Here is a 20,123-nt window from a genome sequence, read left to right as displayed (position 1 = left end):
CAGTATCTTCAAGGTGACCTTTATGAATGAAGTTAAAGACACGATGATTGAACTGGTCAATGTTAGCAAGAACTTCGGCAAGTTCCATGCGCTCAAGCAGGTCAGTCTCAAGGTTCAGCGCGGCGAGAAAATTGTCATATGCGGTCCATCCGGCTCCGGCAAGTCAACGCTGATCCGCTGCATCAACCGTATGGAAGAGCATTCCAGCGGCGATATCTTCATCGACGGCCACGAGCTTACCGACAAGACCAGGGACATCAATGCAGTTCGGCGTGAAGTCGGAATGGTTTTCCAGAGCTTCAACCTGTTCCCGCACATGACGATTTTGCGCAATCTCACCATTGCCCAGCGTCTGGTCCGTAAAACGCCGATAAAACAGGCAACCGAAATCGCCATGCACTATCTGGAGCGCGTCAAGATCCCGGAACAGGCTCACAAATATCCGATCCAGCTTTCCGGTGGGCAACAACAGCGCGTGGCAATAGCGCGAGCCCTGTGCATGAAGCCGCAGATCATGCTGTTCGATGAGCCGACCTCCGCCCTTGATCCAGAAATGATATCCGAGGTGCTCGATGTGATGGTCGATCTCGCGCAGGGTGGCATGACCATGATCTGCGTGACGCATGAAATGGGCTTCGCCAAATCCGTTGCAGATAGGGTCCTGTTCATGGACCGTGGCGAACTGATTGAAGAAGCTGATCCGCAGACTTTCTTTGGCAACCCGAGGAATGAGCGTACGGCGCAGTTTCTGCGCCAGATATTGAGGCACTGACACGACGATTGATTAGGCCGCGGCCTTAAGACCGCACCTGGTCTCTACATACAATCTGGATCAGGAGGCGCACCTATCTCACCAATAGGGCGATAGGCTTCCTGCGTCCAAAATCATTCGAGGCAGCCAATGGCAAACATTTTTCAACTCGACGCAATACGCTCTGCCGTCGAAGCATCGGATCTGACGCCGCTCATTGAGGCGGGGTTCGTTGCTTATTCAGATGGAAAGGTGGTTGTTCCACCAGTGGGTGAATTGCTGTTCGAACAACCGCCAGGCGATACACACATCAAATATGGCTATATTCGCAACGATGATATCTTTGTCATCAAGATTGCATCGGGATTTTACGACAATCCGTTGCGCGGCCTGGCGTCCGGTTCGGGCCTCATGCTGGTTTTCTCACAGAAGACCGGCTTTCTTCAATCGATCCTGCTCGACGAGGGCCATCTTACCAATATCCGCACTGCGCTGGCCGGCCGTATCGCTGCGCGTTATCTTGCACCCAAAAAAATCGATGCGATCGGCGTCTATGGCACCGGCACCATGGCCCGCTTGCAGGTTACTCATCTTGCCAGCGAAACCGACTGTCGCAAGCTGGTGGTCTGGGGGCGTTCTGATGATGGCCTGAGGCGTTACTGCGAAGACATGACGGCGCTTGGCTACCAAGTAACACCGACTCGCGAGAGCCACCACGTTACAGATGCCTGCAATCTGATCGTCATGACGACGCCCTCAACACAGCCCTTGGTGAGCGCAGAACAGGTGCGACCCGGGATGCATATCACAGCGGTCGGATCAGATACGCCTGAGAAGCAGGAACTTGATAGCCGGATATTCAGCCGAGCCGACATCGTTGTAGCGGACAGTATCGAGCAAAGCCGGAGCCGCGGTGAGATATTTCATGCCTTCCACGATGGCTATCTGGCCGAAAGAGATGTTCTGGAACTGGGCGATGTCATCCGAACTGGCGCGAAAGCACGCAGAAATGAAAGTGATGTCACCATCGCCGATCTCACCGGCGTCGCCGTGCAGGACATACAGATAGCCAAGGCCGTTTGCGCGCAACTCATAGCGGATCAGGCTCTGTCTCAATGACAGCCGATGCCCATCAACTAGTTAAGGAGAAATACAATGATCCAATATGTCAGTACAACAGGAGGCATCGATCCTGTCACCTTTGATGAAGCCGTCCTGCAAGGGTTTGCCGCCGATGGCGGGCTGTTTGTTCCTGATACGATCCCAGTAATCAGCCAGGAAAAACTGCAGGCTTTGTCAAAGCTCAGCTTTCAGGAGCTCGCTTTTGAACTCGTAACGCCCTATATCGACCCATCAATCATACCATCAGACGACTTGAAACGGCTGATCAATGACAGCTACCGGGACTTCCAGCATTCTGACATTGTCAAGCTTGTTCCGATCAGTGGTGATCCAGACATCCGTGTTCTGGAACTTTTCCACGGCCCGACCCAGTCTTTCAAAGACATGGCGATGGGCTTCCTCATGCAGACGATAGATTATCTTCTCGAACGGCGCCAAAAGCGGCTGAACATCGTGCTGGCGACGACCGGTGACACAGGGCCTGCAGCCGCGTGGGCAGCAGCCGGAAAACGCCATATTGACTGCTGGCCACTCTATCCACGCGGCATGATATCACGTGAACAGGAACGGCAAATGACAACGCTGCGTGCCGATAATGTGCATCCGGTCGCCGTTGAGAATTGTCCGGATGGCGGCGATGATCTCGATCTGGTCGTTGCCGAACTGTTTGGCAATGAAGAGCTGAAGCGTAGTCTCCACTTGTCGAGTGTGAACTCGATTAACTGGTGCCGGGTCATGTTCCAGACCGTGCATTATTTCTATGCCTATTTCAGAACCGTCGAGAAAGTTGGTGATCCTATCGTTTTCGCGGTACCATCGGGCGCCTTTGGCAATCTTTTCGCCGGGTTCCTTGCCAGCCGCATGGGTTTACCCGTTGCAAAATTCGTTTGTGCCAACAATGTGAATGGCGCCCTTCATTCAGCGATTTCCACAGGCGTCTTTCCACGCAACGACCTTGTGCAAACGCCCTCATCCGCAATCGATATTGTGGCACCCTATAATTTCTGGCGCTTCCTCTATTTCCAGACCAATCGCGATTCCAAGCGCATAAATCAATGGATGCACGATTTTACCAAGAACCGTAAGGTCGTGTTCGACGCCGAAACAGCAAGCAGCATTCAAGACAAATTCTTGTCCGCCTCCGTAACCGACGAGGATACGCTGACAACGATCCGTGAAGTCTATAATTCCGACAAACACTATCTCATCGACCCCCACACGGCAGTTGCGGTTGCCGCTGTGGAAGCGGTGCGGGAAGAATTGCCTTCAGGCGTCAGGATTGTATGTCTGTCAACCGCTCATCCCGCCAAATTTCCAGACGTCATGCAGCGAGCGCTCCAGCTGGATCAACTGCCAGATGCCGCTCACCATGCAACCATTGATGCGGCACGAAATTCTTGTGAGCATTTGCGCATCTGCCAGCTGGAAAATCTGAAATCAAACCTGATTGAGGAAATGGCACGTCAAACTGCGCTGCGCACGGCCTGATTTGTGGCACTGCATCGGCCAGTTAAATTATTCGGTTGCCGACGGCCCAAGTCGGCAACTGACTTTCACGCGTATCGCGTGATGATTGAATATGCCTTCAGCCTCAAACCAACCGAAAGCCGCGCGCCATGTCACAACAGTTACCAAATGAATATTCAAGCTTTGCACATGACTTGGCTGATATTGCGCGTCACATCATCCAGACTGCCGATAAACTCAATCGGCGACCGGTAGCAAAGCTGGATGCAAGCCCGGTCACACCGACAGATAGAGCCGTCGAACTGAGGTTGCGTGAGCGTATCAACGACCGTTTTCCAGGCCATGGCATACTCGGCGAGGAATTCGGGGCGGAGGGGTTGGATCGGGAGTTTGTCTGGGTTCTCGATCCTATTGATGGCACGAAGGCCTTTGTGGCCGGTCTACCCGTTTTTGGCACATTGATATCACTGGCACATGGTGGGACCCCAGTCATCGGATTGATTGACAATCCCACGACTGGAGATCGCTGGTTTGGAGTTTCAAGTGAGGCAACGACCCTCAACAATGCACCGATTATGTCTGCCTCCACGATTGCATTGGAAGAAGCATTCATGTCGACAGGCAACCCCGATGCTTTCAATCCTAGCAACAAGCCACGGTTGGAGCGCCTTCAGGAAACAACGCGTTGGTGCGTTTTTGGAGGTAGTTGCGTGTCCTATGGACGTGTCGCTGACGGCAGCCTCGATATATGCATTGATGAAGGGCTATCGCCGTTTGATTATTGCGCACTTGTCCCCGTCATTAATGGTGCCGGAGGCAGGATCACCGACTGGAATGGAGCGCCGCTGACAATCACATCTGGCAGTCAATGTGTTGCCTCGGCAAATCAGGCCTTACACGATCAGGTGCTTGCCAGTCTAGCTTGATAAGCAAATCAATTCATCGGTTATTGTGACTGTTACAGCCCTGCACCGTGATGCTGTCTACATTAGGCTCAGAACTCATTCATTTGATGGAAATGTCACCTGAATTGACCAGTTGAAGCGGGAGAGAGGGCTTTGGTATGTTCAAACATTCCATGATGCCAAGCACGCCCTCTATTTGTTTATTCCATCTCCATCGCTTGCAGAAGCTTCGAAACTGGCTATCAGCCATAGGATTGAGTTTGACTTTGATCATTATGCATTAATGAGTGATGCAACAGAAAATATACCTATTAAGTATCGTTGTAGTTCTAATATTCTTTTACATGTGATAGGCGATTCCAAAATTATCCGTCATTTTAAAAGTGTCTTGTAATTTAAAGTATAGTTTAAAAATCTTACCCATTTAATATATATTATTCATATAGCTATCGGACTTTCAACGTCTTTGTTCTGGCGTCATGCCTAAGCCTTCAGGCCCCAATCAAGGTCCTGAACAACCCAAAAAGCCCGCCTAAGCGGGCTTTTTGTTGTCATCAATCCTTCGACGTCTATGAGCAGTCAATGGGAACCAAATGATTTGATGGCACTTTGCTGCAATGCCTTTGAACGGCACACGACCCAAACAATATCCTTCGAAAAACACGAAGGGTCGTATTCAACAGTTTTAGCTTCTAAAATTCCATATCGGCCAATTGGACTGCTTAACGAATAGGCCTCCAACCGCGTTGGCTGTTTTCTTCAGAACTGACAAATATTTTCCGCAGTATGAAAAATGTTAATGTTATGCCGAGCAAGGATAGCACCGTTGCCAGCATAAAAAGGTCCATGTAACCGAACTTATCGGCCAGGTACCCTGCCACTGAAGATCCAATCAGATAAATCAACAACTCGGCACAGGCGAGAATTGTAAAATCGGTGCCCGGTTGCTCGGATGAAGAAAACTTCATGAAAAGCGAATAAATCGCCACCAGCTCCATATATCGGAGAAAGGTTTGAAACGCGGAAGCAGCCATTGCAACCTCAATACCCGGCCAAATTTCACCTGCATTGAAGGTCAGTGCTAAAAAGCAAATGCTTCGCGCCAGCCCCAGAATAATCAGCGTGGAAAAGAGCCCCGTAGCGCGGATCAATAATGCGGCCAGCACTGCACCAACCAGCCCCGCAGTTGCGGCAGATGCACCTGAAAGATAACCGATCCAGGGCAGTGGCAATCCAATATCAACGAGATAGGCCCCCTCCATGCCTCTTACCATTCCTTCGCTTGCCCGGTAGGTCAAAGCGAAGCAAAGAATGTACCAGGCATTGGGCTGTTCAAAAAAGCGCTTCAGGCTAGGCTGAGGAGCAGCCTCATTCGGTACCTTGTCCCGTCTTTCATCCATCCAAAGCGCTGCAAGCAGCGGAAGCAAGGAAAGTGCCGCCACGATAAGAATAGTCGGTCGCCAGCCAATCTTATGAAAAAGAACCAGCGCGAGCGTCCCTCCCATAATCACGCCCAGCGCCACGGCGCCTGCCTGAATTGCGTTGCCTGTCGCACGGGTTTGATCATTGAGGTGACGGACGGCAAAGCCGTCCGTTGCAATATCCTGCAAAGACGACAGAAGCGTAATACAAAAGCAGATTACGAACAAAATCCCGGCCTGTTGCGGCTCAACCAGCGCCATACTGGCAATGCCGAGAGAAACAATAATCTGCGTAACAATAACCCAGCTTCTGCGATGCCCCCATTTTTTGATTAGCGGATGACGATCGACCAAAGGCGCGATAGCGAACTTGGCAATAAGCGGGATCATCAAAAGATAAAATAATCCGATTGCCGTGCGAGAAGCGCCGGATTCGCGCATTAAAGGTGGCAAGGCCACCAGCAGTAAATAGGTCGGTATCCCTTGTGCGAGATAGAGACCACCGAGCACAGCGTAAAGGCGCGCATACGCGCCTTTCGGGTTTTCACTGGACAACATGGCTTGGTCAGACATTAGAATTTCTTGCTTACAGAAAGTGCAAAGGTGCGACCCCGGCCCTTATAGTCGAAGATTTCTTCCGGTGCCAAAGCGCTATAAAGGGCTTTGGCACGCGAACCCCATACCGTGTTGTATTCTTTATTGAGCAGGTTCAGGACACCGAAGTTAAGCGTCGTATCGATTTTCTCAACGCGATAAGAGCCCATGAGATCAAACAGCGTATATCCTTCGATCTTATATCCTGCATAATCATCGAGGTTGAAGACATGCTGCCCTTGCAGGCGAAGATTAAGCTGGTCATTCCCCCAACCGATATGGCCGCCAAGCTTGGATACGCTGGCGCTGCCGATCGTGTCCTTGACCCAATCGCCATCGTTCTTAACTTCGGTCCTCACCCACTGACCAAGCGCGCCAATGTCAAACCCATGGCTGAGCTTCATACCAGCCTTACCCTCAAAGCCATAAACGCGCCTGTCATTATTCTGCACTTCAACAGCAAGGGTTGTACGATTGAGCACAATCGATCTGTCAGAGGTAGAATAGAAACCTGCTCCCTCAAGATTGTAGGTCCCGTCATCGAGACGATAGCCAACTTCAAAAGAATTGGTCTTAATCGCTTCAAGTGCAGAGTCTGACACATTGACGCTGCTCAGCAGATTATAATGACCACCAGATAGCGCATAAACGCCATATCCGTAATATTTTGCGGGATCTGGAAGCTCGAAGCCCTGACTGAAGTTCGCATAAACCTGCTGCGTATCGGTCAAACTGTAGGTGGCGCCAGCGTTGAAAAGAAACGCGTCGTAATCAACGTCGCCGCCAGACATGGCATCCGCCGAAGAAGCCACACCGTTCAGAATAGCAATTTGCTGCGCCGCTCCGACAAAGTCGCCAACTTTGGTCTTGGTATACTGGTAACGAACGCCACCACTGAATGTCAGGCGATCAGTCGCCTTATAAGAACCTTCTACAAAACCCGCCAAATTGGTAACATCGATCTTTGGGTACAAGCCGGTGACGCCGATGGTTTCGAAATTCATCGCACCACTGCTAAGCGCTTTGCTCATATTGAAAATGTTCTGACTGGATGAAAGCGAATCTCTGTCGGCATCAATGCCGTAAGTGATGTTAAGCTTTTCTGTCGGTTGGGAGATGATTGCAGCCTTCATACCGTAATAATCGGTATCCTGAGAGCTGCCGTAGAAATAGGTCGAACTCGGGAAAGGATGAAAATTCATCTGTTCGCTGCGATAAAAGCCCTGCAACAGCAATTGCTGACCGAAAAAATCATTATCGGTATAAGTAGCATTCAGCATGGCGCGACGCGTGCGCGGATTGAAATCCGAATTGTAATCATCTCGCGTCTCGATCAGAGCCGGATTGCGTAGTCCCGCAAGGTTCTGACCAAAATAAACGCTGTAATCGGATTTCTGCTCCGAGTTGAAAAGCTGACCAGTGACTTCAAACCGGCGGTCCGGATCAATCTGGAAGCCGACGCTGCCCATGAAATCAATACGCTGATTGAAGGCCGTCGACGTTTGTGTGATGTCAGGAACGACCATAGTTCCATCCGCATCATAAAATGCGCCAGTTCGATTTCCTGCAAGCGAAAGACGGGCATCCCAGGCTTCACTGTTATAAGTGACAGCCGCTCCACCATTACGATCAAAGTCCTGGCTTGTCCTGAACCCGCTCTCTATCCCAGCTGTGACTTCGCCATGCACACCGTCCGGAGCATCTTTGCCCTTCTTTGTAATGATATTGATGATCCCGCCGGTCGCATTTCCGCCGTAGAGCGAAGTCGCGCCGGACAGAACCTCAATGCGCTCAATGTTGAACGGATCAATGGAATCAAACTGGCGGCTCAATCCACGTGCCGAATTCATGGAAATTCCGTCAATCAAGACAAGTGCAGTACGTCCACGGAGATTTTGGCCATAAGATGTGCGCGCACCCTGGCTGGCCGGATCGAAGCTAGGCACTTCCTGGGCCAGAATTTGCTGAATGGTCTCGCCTGAGCGAGCACGCATTTCGATTTGCTGGGAGTCAACAACATAAATCGTACGCGCTGTTTCAGAAATCTGTTGGCCGCCACGACTGCCAGTCACAGCAATCGTATCGAGAACCATGACACCGCTCGTCTTAGCTGAAGATTTTTCAGACTGAACCGTATCCTGGATTTTTTCCTGAGCCATAGCATTGCCGGCGATGCTCCCGATAGCAACCAGTGTGAGAAGCGAAACGCCGTGATATTTATTGTGCATTATTCTCTCCGAAGGAGCGAAGACGCATTGCTTCGCCCGTATGCGCGATTGTCAAACAAGACCTTTGCAGTCATATTTAATTAATTGACAGGAACCTTGCTTGGAGAAAAGCGAACCTGAACAGGACTCAAGTGAACCTCGAAGGCCGTACAGAGTTGAGATGACAGACGCGATTAAGCCTCAAAAACGAAAAGATATGGCTTCAAGAGTCCCAAATGATTTACAGCCCTGCCTCAAGATGCTGCGAGAGATGATGGGGACGCCGCTGATCAAGCAGGCAGATGCAGATCTAACCTCAGTACGCGGGATGTTTTGGAAACACCCCGAGCTATTTTTGACAACTATCTATTTTCCCCTCAACAGAACCTACCTATCAGCACCAGGGTCACGAGAAACTGGCATTTTAATCCTGCGTGCAATGAGTTGCCCTGTTTTGGTCGAACAAGGCAATCGCCTGATAAATCTGGCTCGAGGTGACGTTATGTTTATCCCCTCGGACGCGCCGCTTCTGCTGACACTTCCAACGGGTGGACGTCTCGATTGCGCGTATTTACCGAAGAAAACCGTTGTTCAGGATTCGCCTGACATCGAAAAAATGTTCTGGCAGACGCTTCCATTCACGCATCTGCCGTTGCAACTGCTCGTAACCTATGCCGGCTATCTACTGCAGAATGAGCATCAGAACGAGCGTGATGCATCGACAATGGTTCAGCACTTTTATCAGCTATTGCCGATGCTGGTCGATAACCTCAAGGCACGCAATAACCAGGTTTCTCCGATAAAAAGAATGGATGCAATTAAAGAACAAATCGAAGAACATATTTCGAATAGCGACTTTTCTATAATACAGCTGGCGCAATCTGAGGGCGTAACACCGCGGGCAATTCAGAAACTTTTCAAACGAGAAAACACGACCTTCTCGCGCTATCTGTTAGAGCGCAGACTTGAATTGGCGCGATCAGCGATTGTGCGTGGCGATCCATCTGGTATTGCCCAGATTGCGTACAACATTGGCTTTGACGACCCTGCTTATTTCAGCCGGGCCTTTCGAAATAAATTCGGTTTTACGCCCTCAGTCTTACGCCGTCAGGTTAGTCAGTTCTTCAAAGGCAGTGTTTGAACGGCGAACTCTGTTCGCTTTATCAATGCAGCTCAACGCTCTGCACAAAGTCAGCTGCCAGCCTCAGAAGCACTCCAAAAAGCCTGCGCAAGCAGGCTTTTTTGTTATCTGCGTTTTGCGGTCAAAGATCAGCCACTCAAACAAAATCTTATGCAGAAAATGAAAAAGGCCGGCATATTTGCCAGGCCTTTTTATGCTGCTGACGGTGCTGGTACATCCGCAGTCACCGCAACAGTTATGTCCTCATATTGAAAGCGAATGGTTAATAAAACGTTAACCCAAAAGGCTTTTGATTATTGCAAAGCTTTGGCCTTGCCACATGCAACAACTCCGCGCATCCTGCCTGTTGCCGATTGCAATTTGAGGACCGATGAGATGGAACAGCCCGCCTATGACCTTGAGTTTGGCCAGATAATTCGCTGGCTCAAAGAACACGGCCTCATTTTGCAATCAGATCTTGACGGCAATAGTGAACTCTCCACGCGTGCAGAACGCATCGGGCGCAAGCGTCGACGCGAAGCAGAACAGAAACACGAGCGGCAAGGGGCATGATAAGCCTCAAAAATAAGGACGATATGCGGGCAACGAAAAGGGCGGGGAAATGCGACACAAAACACTGCTCCAGTTTGGACGCAATGGTTGGATTTTCAGACTGTTTTTCATCTTTTCGGTCTGCGCAATATTAAGCAGCCTTCTGGTCCGGCAGGACGATGCAATTTTCTGGCGCTGGCTACATTACCTTAGTAAACCCACAGCAACATTGCTTCTGCTCTGCGCTGTCCTCAACGCACAACGTTTGGTCTCCAAAAAGTATGGATTTGGCATTGCTGCGGGGCTTTTATTCGCTGCAGCAGGCGATTTCTTTTTAATGCTTCCCGGTGACTATTTTCTACCCGGCCTCATCTGCTTTCTGATCACCCACTGCATCTACATTTATGCGCTATGCCTCAACACCCGGTTCGCAGGAAACAAACTGGTCTTTGCGATCTTGGCGTTTTTCACAATTGCTATCATAGCAAGCCTCTGGACCAGCGTACCTGATGCCATGAAAATTCCTGTCGTGATCTATGCATCAGCAATTGGCATTATGGCAGCACAGGCCTTTAGCCGTGCACTCTCAAGCCCACCTGAAACTGCCCTGCATTATAGCGGATGGCTTGCAGCGGCAGGTGGGTTGTTCTTCATGATAAGCGATACTCTGCTGGCATTTAATCGCTTCCACACGCCAGTTCCGCTCGCAGGGCTGTGGGTTTTGAGCACTTATTATGTTGCACAGTTCTTCTTTGCCCGATCAACCGAGAATTTTGCCTATGAGCGCTGAACATGAGCTGCGGACGACCTTCCATCGGCTACGACAGACTTGGCTTGACGATCGCCCCGCCTATGAGCAACGGATCGATGATCTGCGTCTGCTGCGTCAACTTCTGCATGAACGTCTGGATGAGATGGCAAAGGCCATCAGTGCCGATTTCGGCAACCGCTCCGTTCATGAAACCCTGTTGGGTGAAGCAAGTGTTGTTTTTAGTGAAATTGATGAAACGCTCCATCATTTAAAACGGTGGATGAAGCCGCAGCGGCGCAAGGCAGGCTGGAAGTTCTGGCCTGCAAAGGCAGAACTGCGTTTCGTGCCGCTTGGTGTGGTTGGTATCATTTCGCCATGGAATTATCCGGTCAATCTGGCACTTGCGCCTCTGGTAGCCGCCATCGCCGCTGGTAATCATGTTTTTCTAAAGCCATCAGAGCACACACCTCTCACATCTGAATTTCTGCAAAAGCTCCTTTCAGATGTGTTTCCACGAGACCGTGTTGCTGTTGCACTCGGTGATGCCAGCCTTTCGGCTGAGTTTTCGGCACTTCCCTTCGATCACCTGTTTTTCACCGGATCGACAGAAGTTGGGCGCAAAGTGATGAAAGCTGCCGCAGACAATCTGACACCGGTCACGTTGGAACTTGGCGGCAAATCCCCTGCCGTTATTGGAGAAAGCGCCAATCTAAAGCGTGCCGCTGCATCCATTGCCACTGGAAAATATTTCAATTCAGGCCAAACCTGCATCGCACCCGATTATGTGTTGATCCATCAAAGCAAACGCGATGCGTTTGTGACCCTGCTGCGTGATGAAACACAGAAACGCTACGCGGGCAGTTCAGCCGTCGATGATCGCACAACGATCATCAATGACGCACAATATGCGCGTCTTTCGGCATTGCTGGATGACGCAAAGAATGCAAGCGAAGGTGTTATCCCACTGCTGGATGAAGCAACGACCGCAAATCACGCACGGGTTATGACACCCGTCGCCATTCTTGAACCAGCTTCCACAAGCGTTATCATGAATGAAGAGATTTTCGGGCCCCTGCTTCCCATCATCAGCTATCGCACAATCGAAGATGCGATCTCGCGTATTCAGCAAAACGAGAGACCTTTGGCGCTCTATTGTTTCAGTGACAATACGGCGGAAATTGAAACCGTCCTGTCGCATGTGGTTGCAGGTGGTGTCTGCATCAACGACACGCTCTACCATTTTGCTTGCAGTGATCTGCCTTTTGGCGGCGTTGGTCACAGCGGTATGGGACATTACCATGGGCGCGAAGGTTTCTTGACTTTCTCGAAAGCCATGCCTGTTCTGACCAAGTATTCACCGGCGTCAACAGACTTGATTAAACCGCCCTATACTGGCCTCACGGACCGTATCATTCGCTTCATCACAAGATAGAAATGAGATATTTTCCAAACAGCAAAATGCCCTATTTATAGGGTTAGTGATCCAAACTCCGATAACGACATGAGGCGGCAACGGGTGCAAAAGAAGAAAAATCCTGGTCGGATTTCAACGAAAATACTGACTGCCATCCGCAATCGCCCCGGCTTCCGGCCACCTCACGGCGATACGCCTGAAGGCGACATCACCATTGCATCCTACAATGTGCATAAATGCATTGGTGTAGATAAAGTCTTCGACCCGCAGCGTACCGCTGATGTGATCAGCGAAATTGATGCCGATGTGATTGCCTTACAGGAGGCGGACAAACGCTTTGGTGAGCGTTCTGGCCTTCTTGATCTCGGCCTGCTTGAAAAACGCCACGGCCTCGTGCCGGTTCCCATCACCGCAACCATGCCAAAAGGCCATGGCTGGCATGGCAATGTGCTGCTATTTCGCGAAGGCGTGGTTCGCAATGTCCGGCAATTGTCGCTGCCGGGCGTAGAACCACGAGGCGCTTTGGTGGCCGACCTGCAGTTCCCATCTGGACCTTTACGTGTGATTGCCGCACATCTTGGGCTTCTCAAGCGCTCCCGCGAACAGCAGGCTGAAACTATTCTGTCCGCGTTACAGGAAGCAGACACATTACCGACTCTTTTGATCGGCGACCTCAATGAATGGCGCATTGGCAAGCGCTCCTCACTGGCTTCACTGATGCCGACCTTCAACCATGTGGCAACTGCCGTACCAAGCTTCCCGTCGCGTTTTCCTGTCTTTGCACTCGATCGCGTTCTCGGAACACCCCATAATCTGGTGACATCTGTGGAGGTTCACAACACGCCGCTGGCACGCATGGCTTCCGACCATCTCCCCATCAAAGCGCATCTTGACCTGAAGACAGCCTCGCAGATCCTCGAAGAATTCGATCCTTCCCTGCTCACCCGCAATTCCAGTTCAGGCACTTAGGCTTTAAAGATACGGCGACCCAAGCCAGATAATACGGTCAATCAGACGTTCATGGAACGGGCGATTTTTCAGTCGTGTCAGGTTCACTTCGCGGCTGGTCTCAATCGCTTTGCCAATGCGCTCTTCCACCTGCAACGCGATATCGCGATCAAGAATTTCCATATCCACTTCAAAATTCAACCGCAGCGAACGCGCATCAAGATTGGATGAGCCGACATAGGACCAAGCTCCATCGATGGTCATCAGCTTGGAGTGATTGAAAGCGCCACCAGCCCGCCAAATGCGGCAACCGCCTTTAAGCAACTGGTCAAACTGTGCCCGCATGGCGCGATCCACCAGTTTGAGATTGTTGACACCCGGCACCACAACATCAACCGCAACACCGCGCCGCGCTGCTGTGACCAGCGCGCTGATAAATTCTCGATCCGGTAGCAGATAAGGCGACATAATCAGAATATGTTCCTGAGCAATCGAGAATGCGCCCATCATCATGCGATGGTTGGTTTCAATGTTCTTGTCTGGTCCCGAGCCGACAATGCGGATCAGTTTTCCGGTCCCTGGCGGATCTTTGGGTGCAGCAATGCTCCAGGCTTCTCCGGTAAGAATCTCACCAGTTGCAAAGCGCCAATCCTCGGAAGCCACATGAAAAAGGTCCGCAATCGCCGGGCCCTCCACATGAAAATGTGTATCAAACGCAACAGCATCACCCGCAATTGCTTTCACAAAAGCGCCGCGAATATTCATACCACCCGTAAATGCCATTTTGCCGTCAACAATGAGGATTTTACGGTGCGTGCGCAGATTGGCATAAGGCAGGCGAAGGCCCATAATGATATTGCCATTAAAGACATCGACGGAAATGCCTTTTTCTTTGAGCAGACTGACAATGCTTGGAATAGAATATCGCGCGCCCACCGCGTCGACCAATACCCGCACTTCAATGCCGCGCTTAACCGCTTCACCCAGCGCATCGGCAAATTTAAGACCGATAGCATCGCGATCGAAAATATAGGTTTCAAGCAAAATGCTGCGCTCGGCACCGTTAATCGCCGCCAGCATTGCCGCATAGGCTTCATCGCCGGTTTCCAGCATTTCAATATTGTTGCCGCTGGTGAAATCATAAAGGCTGACCGTGTCGCCAAGAATTTTCATGGCGCCGAACTGCCGGCCATAAGCTGCGCGAACCCGATCATTCGTCGTGTCAAAATGGGACAAATGGTAAAGCGCGATATTTCCCATATCGCGCTGATGCTCAAGCGTGTTGCGGCGCATGCGGTTGACGCCTGCCAAAGCATAAACCACAGCTCCAACGATTGGCGAAAGCACGATGACACCGACCCAGCCCAGTGCAGTGCGAACTTCGTCCTTGGTCATGGTGGCATGAATGGCGGCAATCGCACCCAGAATAAGGGACAATACTGCAAGGATATGCGGCCAATAATGTGCAAGAATATCAAACATGAGCCAGCCCTACCCTCTAAACCAATGCGTCAGCCAACAGATATAATGGAACGGCTGATACGCCAACACTGATTTACCAAATAAACCAATATCATCGGAACTCACTGGTCAAATCCGCGATCTACTTTATATTGGCTGCGGGACTTGCAATCAGAGGGACAACTCATGGCAACAACGCAAAGTAATTTTAATCCGGCCAAACTTCCTGCGGAGCTTACGGGCAAATGGGGCTGGTTTGTCGCTCTTGGCGTGGCACTGATTATTCTCGGCGGTATCGCCTTTGGTAATCTGGTTCTGGCAACGGTCGTTTCGGTTTACTATGTCGGCATCATGATGCTGGTGGCAGGCATTATCGAAATCATCCATGCCTTTGGCGTGAAGACCTGGGGCAGCTTTTTCTTCTGGCTGCTGAGTGGTCTGCTTTATGCAGCAGCTGGTATCGTTGCTTTTACCAATCCAATTCTGGCAGCCGGCGTTCTGACATTCCTGCTTGCGGCAGCCCTTATCGGGGCCGGCCTCTTTCGTATCTGGATGGGCTTCAAGTCAAAACCAGCGGCAGGCTGGGGCTGGATTGTTGCAGCAGGTGTTATTACCGCCCTCGCCGGTCTCGTTATTGCCATTCAGTGGCCGGTCAACAGCCTGTTCATTCTGGGCCTGTTTCTGGCAATCGACCTGATCTTCCAGGGATGGTCGTTCATTGCATTCGGCCTCGGCATCAAGCGCTGAAATCCGCAACAGTCAATCTGCGAAGCGGCGTGACTCACGCCGCTTTTTCATTTCAAACACCGGGCTTGTTGAGATTTTGGCCAATGACTGCTAGATGCAGCGCAACATCTTCGCCGCGCGTGTTCTGCGCAGCCATCACTTCGCCATTACGAGTTTCTTCATGCCCGCTGATCATCCTGTTTCAAAGCGCCGTACCTTCGCGATCATCGCGCACCCGGATGCTGGTAAAACCACACTGACCGAAAAGCTGCTGCTGTTCGGCGGCGCCATCCAGCTTGCCGGTGAAGTGAAAGCCAAGAAGGATCGCATTCAGACCCGTTCCGACTGGATGAACATTGAACGCGACCGCGGTATCTCGGTCGTCACCTCGGTGATGACTTTTGAGTACAAGGACTGCATCTTCAACCTGCTCGATACGCCGGGCCACGAAGATTTTGCCGACGACACATATCGCACGCTGACCGCTGTGGATTCTGCCGTCATGGTCATCGACGCCGCAAAAGGTATCGAACCACGCACGCTGAAGCTGTTTGAAGTGTGCCGTATGCGCGATATTCCAATCGTGACCTTTGTCAACAAGATGGACCGCGAAGCGCGCGATCCACTCGAAATTCTTGACGAGATTGAGGAAAAGCTGGCGCTTGATACGGCTCCGATTACCTGGCCTATCGGTTCGGGCAAAAGCTTTGCCGGCACCTATGACCTGCACAACAACACCGTGCGTCAGAAGGATGCCGAAGAGCAGCCTACCAAGGTCAGCGGACCGGAGGAAGCAGCGAAGCTTCTGCCTGAAAACGAACGCGCAGCATGGGTTGAAAGTGTCGAACTTGCGCGCGGCGTCTGCCGCCCGTTTGACCTCGCATCTTTCCGTGAAGGCCATATGACGCCGGTCTATTTCGGTTCAGCTCTGAAAAACTACGGCGTACGCGATCTGATCGAAGCCTTCTGCGACTTCGGCCCTTCCCCACGCGACCAGCAGGCGGATAGCCGCATGGTGGGTGCCACCGAAGACAAGATGACCGGCTTCGTGTTCAAGATTCAGGCCAATATGGACCCGAACCACCGCGACCGTATTGCCTTCCTGCGCGTCTGTTCTGGCAAACTTTCACGCGGCATGAAGGCCAAGCTGGTACGTACCGGCAAGCCGATGAGCCTGTCTGCGCCACAGTTCTTCTTCGCACGCTCCCGCCAGATTGCAGACGAGGCCTTCGCGGGCGATGTCGTCGGCATCCCGAACCATGGCACATTGCGCATCGGTGACACGCTCACCGAGGGTGAAGACATCCTGTTCCGTGGCGTGCCGAACTTCGCACCGGAAATTCTGCGCCGCGTCCGTCTTGATGATGCGATGAAGGCGAAGAAGCTGCGTGAAGCCCTTCAGCAGATGGCAGAAGAAGGCGTTGTGCAGCTCTTCGTGCCGGATGATGGTTCACCGGCAATTGTCGGCGTGGTCGGTGCACTGCAAATCGACGTTCTGACTGAACGTCTCAAGATCGAATATTCGCTGCCTGTTGGCTTTGAAATGTCGCGCTTTTCGATTTGCCGCTGGATTTCGGCAGATGATCCGGCAGAACTGGACCGCTTCATTGCCTCGCATCGCGCAGATATAGCGCACGATCTTGACAATGATCCGGTATTTCTCGCGCAGAACGGCTTCTCGCTCAACTACGAAGCCGAGCGTTGGAAGGCGATCCGCTTTGCTACGATCAAGGACTATCAGGTCCGCGACAAAGCCTGATCAAATCAATTCATCCATCCGCAGATGCGTCAGCTTCTGCGGATTTCGGATCAGATAGACCGTGCGGATCAATCCGTCTTCGATCTCTATCGCAGCCACTTGCGGCAGGCCATCCGCCTCAAGGCTCATATGGCCGGGCAAGCCATCAAACAGCGCAAAATGATTGACGGCAGGCACCTTCCCAAAAGCTTTTCGAGCGATCCCTTCATAAAGCCTCATAATCTTTTCGCGGCCATATATCGGGTTGAGCGCTGCATTGCGGATACCACCACCGTCGGAATACATCACAACATCTTCAGCCAGCAGACCTTTCAGGGCGGTCATATCTCCGCTGCGTGATGCCTGAAAGAAAGCTTCCGCAATCGTGCGTCCGCGATCCTCTGGCATGTTGAAGCGCGTCTTCTCCTGTCGAACATGGCTGCGCGCGCGGCTGGCCAGTTGACGACAGGCTACAGCATCGCGATCAAGCACACGCCCAACCTCGTCAAAGCCCATATCGAACACGTCATGCAAAAGAAATGCCGCCCGCTCGAGCGGCGACAGGCGATCGAGTGCCAGCATCAGCGTCAGCGTGATGTCATCGCTGCGATCTTCATCAACCTCAACGAGCGGTTCAGGCAACCATGTCCCGGGATAGGTCTCGCGCCGCACACGGGCAGATTTCAGATGGTCGAGCGCAAGACGGCCGACCACGCGCGTAAGCCATGCCTTCGGTTCGCGGATGGTCTCCCGATCCGCAGCACTCCATCGCAGCCATGCATCCTGCACAATGTCTTCGGCTTCGGCATGGCTGCCGACCATTCGATAGGCAATGCGGATGAGTCGAGGCCGCAAGGTCTCGAACACATCCGCATCATTGACATTTGGCTCAAGTGGCAGTTGCATCGGTTTTAACCGGATGAATAAGGCGCAGGCCCACTGCAATGCGGTTCCATGCATTGATGGTGGTAATCAGCATAGTCAGATTGACGATCTCTTCGTCTGAGAAATGCGCTTTCAAAGCATCAAAATCCTTATCCGGTGCGCCAGTCTGCGCCAGCAGGGTCAGTGCCTCGGTCCATCCAAGTGCCGCCCGTTCCCGCGCATTATAAAGTGGTGATTCACGCCATGCAGCAATCAGATAGAGGCGCTCTTCGGTTTCGCCAGCCTTCCGCGCATCAGCCGTATGCATATAGATGCAATAGGCGCAGCCATTGATTTGCGAAGCGCGGATTTTCACCAGCTCATAAAGGCTATATTCAAGTCCGGATGCGGCGACGCGCTTTTCCAGCTCCACCATTGCCTGCATGATCTGCGGTGCCAAAGTGTAAGGGGCAAGTCTTTGTTCCATGATCTCTTCTCCTTGATGTTGACCCGTCTTGGTCGCTCATCATCAGGACGAGATAGCTGCATGGGAATGTGACATGCCTCGCAGAAAAAATCAGTTTTTTCTTTCGATAAGTGCGTCCGCTATTTTTTCTGCCAGCTTTTCAGCAACTTGCTCCTTGCTCATTTCCGGCCATTCTTCAATGCCCGCGTGGCTTAAGATGCGCACACGGTTGCGATCGCCGCCCATCACATCTCCAGACACATCATTGGCAACGATCCAGTCGGCACCTTTCTTGTCGAGCTTGCGAGTAGCATTGGCGAGAACATCCTGTGTTTCCGCAGCAAAGCCGACCACGAGGCCGGGACGCTTCTCGCTATGCCCAATACCGGCCAGAATATCCGGGTTCTCCACCATGCTGAGCGTTGGTGCGCCCTCGCCCGGCTTTTTCTTGATCTTCTGGTCCGCTGCATTGGCTGTCCGCCAGTCGGCAACGGCTGCAACCATCACAGCCGCATCAGCCGGAAGATGGCTTTCGACCGCCGCCTGCATTTCCCGCGCGGTTTCAACATGGGTGACGTTGACGCCCTCAGGATCGGCGATCGTGACCGGGCCGGATATCAGATGTACAGTGGCGCCCAGGCGTGCCAGGGCCGCTGCAATGGCATGGCCCTGCTTACCCGAGGAACGGTTCGCAATATAGCGCACCGGATCAATCGGCTCGTGGGTCGGGCCGGATGTCATGACGATCCCTTTGCCTGCAAGCGGCTTTGCCTGTGGTGCAAGCAGATTTTCAATTGCCGCGACAATTGTGAGCGGTTCGCTCATGCGACCTGTGCCTGCCTCTCCCCTTTCCGCCATCTCGCCCTTTTCAGGGCCAATGAAATGCACGCCATCTTTTTCCAGTGTCAGGCGATTGCGCCGCGTTGCGGCGTTGTCCCACATCGCAGGGTTCATGGCAGGTGCAATCAGCAACGGGACCTTGCGGGCGAGAAGCAAGGCACTGGCCAGATCATCGGTAATACCATTGGCCATCTTGGCCATAAGCCCGGCCGTTGCAGGTGCCACAACAATCAGATCGGCGTCACGCGCAAGGCGGATATGGCCGACATCCTGTTCGTCCTCGCGGGAAAAAAGATCCGTAAACACATGATCGGCGGACACAGTGCCGATGGTCAGCGGCGTCACAAATTGCTGCGCTCCAGCAGTCAGGACCGTGCGAACACGCGCGCCACGTTCTTTCAAACGCCGAATGAGGTCTGGTGTTTTGTAAGCTGCAATCCCGCCGCTGATGATGAGAAGAATACGCTTATCGCGCAATGAACCGGCAATCGGCGACAAAGCAGCGGCTACCGGCTTTGTCTCTTCAAGACCGCCAAGCAGAAGCCTTGCTTCTTCTTCCATGGAGCGCCCGTTTTGAGCGGCTCTCACGCGAAGCCGCTCTTTTGCAGCGTCATCAAGATTGCGGATTGTAATACTGGCCATTTGATTGCACCGGTCTAATACTGATGCAATCAATGAAATCACCATCCGAGGCAAATGTCACGAAATTCCTTATACTAAGAAGCTGAATAATGTGTCAGTTATATTCGGATAATTAAAAAAATAATCTCCCCAAA

17 protein-coding genes are annotated in these 20,123 nt (G+C 52.0%); 11 read left to right on the top strand and 6 right to left on the bottom strand.

What is annotated here, in order from left to right:
• Window positions 1-22: 22 nt before the first annotated feature.
• The 4 genes from H5024_RS04050 to hisN all read left to right on the top strand — a co-directional run bounded on the left by H5024_RS04050 (window position 23) and on the right by hisN (window position 4,266).
• Window positions 23-772, top strand: coding sequence for an amino acid ABC transporter ATP-binding protein (locus H5024_RS04050; RefSeq protein WP_273726723.1), 750 nt, complete (start codon window positions 23-25; stop codon window positions 770-772).
• A 129-nt stretch (window positions 773-901) separates the two neighbouring features.
• The gene (locus H5024_RS04045) at window positions 902-1,870 is read left to right on the top strand and encodes an ornithine cyclodeaminase family protein (protein ID WP_187544136.1); all 969 of its coding nucleotides are present in this window, start codon (window positions 902-904) and stop codon (window positions 1,868-1,870) included.
• Between the two features lie 36 nt (window positions 1,871-1,906).
• On the top strand, window positions 1,907-3,361 hold the full coding sequence (thrC, locus tag H5024_RS04040) for a threonine synthase (RefSeq protein WP_187544135.1): 1,455 nt from the start codon (window positions 1,907-1,909) through the stop codon (window positions 3,359-3,361).
• Window positions 3,362-3,489: 128 nt separating this feature from the next.
• Complete coding sequence (gene hisN, locus H5024_RS04035) at window positions 3,490-4,266, top strand: histidinol-phosphatase (RefSeq protein ID WP_187544134.1); 777 nt, start codon at window positions 3,490-3,492, stop codon at window positions 4,264-4,266.
• A 701-nt stretch (window positions 4,267-4,967) separates the two neighbouring features.
• Here the strand turns inward: hisN and H5024_RS04030 are convergent.
• Together H5024_RS04030 and H5024_RS04025 are read right to left on the bottom strand one after the other, a co-directional pair.
• Window positions 4,968-6,239: a RhtX/FptX family siderophore transporter gene (locus H5024_RS04030; protein WP_187544133.1), complete on the bottom strand. Its 1,272-nt coding sequence runs from the start codon at window positions 6,237-6,239 to the stop codon at window positions 4,968-4,970.
• Window positions 6,239-8,488 (bottom strand): TonB-dependent receptor, encoded by a 2,250-nt coding sequence (locus H5024_RS04025; RefSeq protein WP_187544132.1) that lies wholly within the window; start codon window positions 8,486-8,488, stop codon window positions 6,239-6,241. The genes H5024_RS04030 and H5024_RS04025 overlap by 1 nt, the downstream gene beginning before the upstream one ends.
• Window positions 8,489-8,648: 160 nt before the next feature.
• Between H5024_RS04025 and H5024_RS04020 the strand changes: the two genes are divergently transcribed.
• From H5024_RS04020 to H5024_RS04000, 5 genes are all read left to right on the top strand, one after another.
• Complete coding sequence (locus H5024_RS04020; RefSeq protein ID WP_187544131.1) at window positions 8,649-9,608, top strand: AraC family transcriptional regulator; 960 nt, start codon at window positions 8,649-8,651, stop codon at window positions 9,606-9,608.
• A gap of 258 nt (window positions 9,609-9,866) precedes the next feature.
• Entirely contained in the window at window positions 9,867-10,160 is a 294-nt protein-coding gene (locus H5024_RS04015; protein WP_187544130.1) for a hypothetical protein, read from the top strand.
• A 49-nt stretch (window positions 10,161-10,209) separates the two neighbouring features.
• Complete coding sequence (locus H5024_RS04010; protein WP_187544129.1) at window positions 10,210-10,929, top strand: lysoplasmalogenase; 720 nt, start codon at window positions 10,210-10,212, stop codon at window positions 10,927-10,929.
• Entirely contained in the window at window positions 10,919-12,322 is a 1,404-nt protein-coding gene (locus H5024_RS04005) for a coniferyl aldehyde dehydrogenase (protein WP_187544128.1), read from the top strand. Before H5024_RS04010 ends, H5024_RS04005 begins: the two co-directional genes overlap by 11 nt.
• Before the next feature lie 84 nt (window positions 12,323-12,406).
• Window positions 12,407-13,273 (top strand): endonuclease/exonuclease/phosphatase family protein, encoded by an 867-nt coding sequence (locus tag H5024_RS04000; protein WP_187544127.1) that lies wholly within the window; start codon window positions 12,407-12,409, stop codon window positions 13,271-13,273.
• A 3-nt stretch (window positions 13,274-13,276) separates the two neighbouring features.
• On the opposite strand, the gene cls is transcribed toward H5024_RS04000, so the two are convergent.
• A complete protein-coding gene (cls, locus tag H5024_RS03995) occupies window positions 13,277-14,734 on the bottom strand; it encodes a cardiolipin synthase (RefSeq protein WP_187544126.1) in 1,458 nt (485 codons plus the stop codon).
• A gap of 165 nt (window positions 14,735-14,899) precedes the next feature.
• Between cls and H5024_RS03990 the strand changes: the two genes are divergently transcribed.
• Together H5024_RS03990 and H5024_RS03985 are read left to right on the top strand one after the other, a co-directional pair.
• Window positions 14,900-15,460: an HdeD family acid-resistance protein gene (locus tag H5024_RS03990; RefSeq protein ID WP_187544125.1), complete on the top strand. Its 561-nt coding sequence runs from the start codon at window positions 14,900-14,902 to the stop codon at window positions 15,458-15,460.
• Window positions 15,461-15,620: 160 nt separating this feature from the next.
• Complete coding sequence (locus H5024_RS03985; RefSeq protein ID WP_187546584.1) at window positions 15,621-17,198, top strand: peptide chain release factor 3; 1,578 nt, start codon at window positions 15,621-15,623, stop codon at window positions 17,196-17,198.
• On the opposite strand, the gene H5024_RS03980 is transcribed toward H5024_RS03985, so the two are convergent.
• From H5024_RS03980 to coaBC, 3 genes are all read right to left on the bottom strand, one after another.
• Complete coding sequence (locus H5024_RS03980; RefSeq protein ID WP_187544124.1) at window positions 17,199-18,083, bottom strand: sigma-70 family RNA polymerase sigma factor; 885 nt, start codon at window positions 18,081-18,083, stop codon at window positions 17,199-17,201. It lies immediately after the preceding gene.
• Window positions 18,067-18,528: a carboxymuconolactone decarboxylase family protein gene (locus H5024_RS03975; protein ID WP_187544123.1), complete on the bottom strand. Its 462-nt coding sequence runs from the start codon at window positions 18,526-18,528 to the stop codon at window positions 18,067-18,069. Before H5024_RS03975 ends, H5024_RS03980 begins: the two co-directional genes overlap by 17 nt.
• Window positions 18,529-18,618: 90 nt before the next feature.
• The gene (coaBC, locus tag H5024_RS03970; protein ID WP_247875207.1) at window positions 18,619-19,989 is read right to left on the bottom strand and encodes a bifunctional phosphopantothenoylcysteine decarboxylase/phosphopantothenate--cysteine ligase CoaBC; all 1,371 of its coding nucleotides are present in this window, start codon (window positions 19,987-19,989) and stop codon (window positions 18,619-18,621) included.
• Window positions 19,990-20,123: the final 134 nt, after the last annotated feature.

It is taken from the genome of Ochrobactrum sp. Marseille-Q0166 (assembly GCF_014397025.1).
GTDB lineage: Bacteria > Pseudomonadota > Alphaproteobacteria > Rhizobiales > Rhizobiaceae > Brucella.
The sequence above is the reverse complement of the archived record's forward strand: the minus strand, read 5'-3'. Positions and strand labels throughout refer to the sequence as shown.